The organism is Andreprevotia lacus DSM 23236 (assembly GCF_900176275.1).
Taxonomy (GTDB): domain Bacteria; phylum Pseudomonadota; class Gammaproteobacteria; order Burkholderiales; family Chitinibacteraceae; genus Andreprevotia; species Andreprevotia lacus.
Genome location: NZ_FWXD01000067.1, coordinates 1 through 3313, shown reverse-complemented (window position 1 = coordinate 3313; position 3313 = coordinate 1). Strand labels below are relative to the sequence as shown.

Annotated in this window: 2 protein-coding genes; one reads left to right on the top strand and one right to left on the bottom strand. The window is 42.6% G+C overall.

Going from position 1 to position 3313, the window contains the following annotated elements; all coding sequences use genetic code 11:
- Positions 1-214: 214 nt before the first annotated feature.
- A complete protein-coding gene (locus tag B9A19_RS21725; protein ID WP_139799065.1) occupies positions 215-2494 on the bottom strand; it encodes a hypothetical protein in 2280 nt (759 codons plus the stop codon).
- Between the two features lie 298 nt (positions 2495-2792).
- On the opposite strand from B9A19_RS21725, the gene B9A19_RS21720 reads away from it, so the two are divergent.
- Positions 2793-3203, top strand: coding sequence for a transposase (locus tag B9A19_RS21720; RefSeq protein ID WP_084093231.1), 411 nt, complete (start codon positions 2793-2795; stop codon positions 3201-3203).
- The last annotated feature ends 110 nt before the right edge of the window (positions 3204-3313 follow it).

The following is a 3313-nucleotide window of genomic DNA, read 5'->3' as shown; positions in this document are numbered from 1 at the left end:
AGGAAATGGGGAAAGTAGGTGGCTGGTTTGAGGCGGAATTCTGCCTCAAACTCCGCTTGCTGCAAGGGGTTGGGAGTTTCTCACCAGCCTGCTAGTCACTGCAGGTGCGGGGGCGGGGGGAGCGGAAATCAACCTAACTAAACAGTATTGAGACCTACCCCAATACTGTTATTAACCTCCACCCCACAGGAAATTTAAATAAACCTACACCAAATTAATTACCATCAACACAAGACGATTCATATTCATCAATCAAAGCTTCCAAACTCGAAATATATTTATTTAGATCATCCCCAGAATCGGCCCGAAGATTACTTGCCGATAATGAAATCAAATCAAACACTCTATTACTGAACCCCGGAGCCCCAAAAACCTTCCTAACAGATGGAAGACGGTTTTTAAATTTGAAAAATGTCTCCAGTAGAATTTCATTTATGGCAGCGTAACTATCAGACTCAAATTCCTTCTTATCAATTGGCTCGTTATTAACCTCCTCCGCCAATTTAACCACCAAACTTATGACAGCCCCATTATCAACCTCTAGCCCATCCCCCTTTACAAACAGAGCCAAGTTATCCAACAAGCTTGATTTAGTATCTTTAAATATATCATCATCAAGAATACACAACAAACTATCGCGGACATATGATTTGTCTATTTTAAAGCCTGCCATAGTTAGCCTTTCACTAGCCTTGTGCGGCGAGTAAACAATCCACTCTGCATATTTATCAATGCCATTTCTGTATGCATCTCTTAGCATCCCGATAGATGAATCCCAAGTTACAAAAATAGGTATTTGCCCAGTCTTTGTGTCATCAAGGTGATTTCGCGTATCTGACAATACAATGCACGCATTAACATCATTGATGAACCCTTGGGTTTTTTTGAGTTTGCCACCAGCTCTTAAATAGGCGGAATTCAATCGCGTAAAATCAATTTCTTCAATAGATGCTGTACTTACAACCTGAATATTATGCAAATCAAGTATTTTACTTGCACATCTGAGCATACCATCAAAGGTATAGCCAGCATTGGCGGCAATATCAAACCCAATAAAGTCAGAAATAAATTCAGAAAAATCATAGCCTTTTATCTTGCTTCTTCTCGCAAGATAGGCATTAAAATAAACATTCTTCGAATCACCAAGAGTCGCAATCAAATCATCATTGGCAAATAGGCTCAATTTATACGCCGCATCTAAATGCCTGATCGTCTCTTCCAGGTGATCACTCGTTATTCTAATAGTCTTTCTCGGCACTTGATTAATTGCATCAATTAATCGCTGCGTAACATAAAATGCTTGATCACTTTTAATATCTCTAAACTGCATAGCAGCGAGATGTCGAATAAATACCGTAGCATCCAAATATACAAAGAAATGTTTTTCTTTAATATACGCCTCAAGCTTGCTTTGATTAAGCAGATTAATGCACAATTGTGAGGAGCAATAATTTGACAAATATTCATTACTTGACGCAATTTCAATTAAATCACGAGCAAGCAATTCCGCCCTATCGCCATCAACTCCACAACTCGACTTAAGCTCAGCCTTAAGCAAATGCATCGTTTGCTTAATTGCTTCCTCATTTGGGTCCTGAAAATTTAACTCTGAAATATGTAAATCAACAGTATGTCTATATGCATCCTTAAACAACTCAACAATCCTACTGGCAACACCAACATCACTCATTCCAACTCTTGCCACAATTAAACCACTTAACTCTTCACACTGCTTTTCATTTGCAAGCTCAACAGATTTCACCCTATTTAACTCGGAGATTGACATTTTCAACATCGAATCATTATCAACAATCAGCTTTCCTGATTTAATCAAATTACTAAGATGATGTCTTGCGGTACTTTCTTTTGTGCCCGATTGTTTAAGCAATTCAATAACAGCAGCACTAGAAGTATCACCCTGGTATATAAGCGATAGAATTTGAGCGTCGACAATACTTTTTTTAATCGTCGCAGACTCTCCACTCAATGCCAAGAAATCATACAACGACCGATTAACCGAATCCAAACCACTCTTTCCAGCACCCTTATAGTTGTGAATATCCTCAATAATGAATTTCAATATATCGGGATACTCTTCCGTAATTTTTTGTGAAATTCTCTTTGCATCGTAAAAATGCAAATTAATCCCATAATCGCGTCTGGCCATCGTAACAAAATCGTTTATTACACTCTCTGAATACGTTTGACTTGAAAAAAAAGTTAAATTATTTGGGTAATCATGATCATCAACGAGCCTCTGCGTTTTAACTAAATCTTCTTTTAATTTATTTTCAAAATTACTTTTCTGAATTGTTATCTGAACGGCCTCTCTTTTCTGACGCCCCCGCTCAGAAAATACCAAATCTTTTCCATCATCATACGGACCATTTACAATATAGGCATCGACGCTCCATATTTTCTGAACAAACCGCCGTACAATCTCTTCAAAATCAGTATTGATTTTTATAGATGTTAAAAATTCAATATTATTCATTACAAAACCCTCAAATATAAGGTTAGCTGCCAGGTCCCGGATGAATACCTGCTAGAAAGCAAGCACTCATTGCTGGTCGAACGTGAACTTCTCACGGCTATTATGGCAGGATGGACGAACCGGACCACCTCATGCTGATCGGATTGCACAAGAACGCCACCACCACGCCTGCCATCCGCACGGCGATTCAGAATGCCTCAGGCAGTGACTACGAGCTAGCCAGCCGTTTCAGGGCACGTCCAAAAACCTCCTGCTCTGGCATGATCTTGCCACCCACGCCCTGACCTGAACACCCTCCATGCACAGCCTGTTTGCCGCAGAAGAACGTGAAGCCAAGCTGTCCAGATTGGGCGACCCGCTCGAATCCCTCAGCCAGCATGTCGACTTTGCCGCCTTGGCTGGTGCTTTGGATCGGGCACTGCCACGCCCACATCGCTACTTCGGCGGTCGCCCAGCATATCCCACCGAGCTGATAGTGCGCCTGCTGGTCATCCAGCAGCTGTTCAACCTGTCGGATGAACAACTCGAATATCAGGCGCTCGACCGCAGCAGCTTCCAGCGTTTCCTTGGCCTCAAGACATCCGGCAAGGTACCGGATCGCAACACCGTCTGGACCTTCCGCGAGAAGCTGGTGCAGGCTGGTCTGGGGGCCAGCTTGTTTGAGGAAGTGAACCGCCAGCTGCAGACCCATGGTTATCTGGCCCGCTGAGGTCAGATCATTGATGCCACCTCGGTGCCGGTGCCAATCCAACGCAACGGCCGGGCCGAAAATTTGGGGTCAGATACCGTCTTGAAGGTCAAGCCTCGGCATCGCCATTT

Excerpts from the sequence above, each read along its gene's own strand:
- B9A19_RS21725 (WP_139799065.1), bottom strand. The coding sequence starts at position 2,494 with ATGAATAATATTGAATTTTTAACATCTATAAAAATCAATACTGATTTT.
- B9A19_RS21720 (WP_084093231.1), top strand. The coding sequence starts at position 2,793 with ATGCACAGCCTGTTTGCCGCAGAAGAACGTGAAGCCAAGCTGTCCAGA.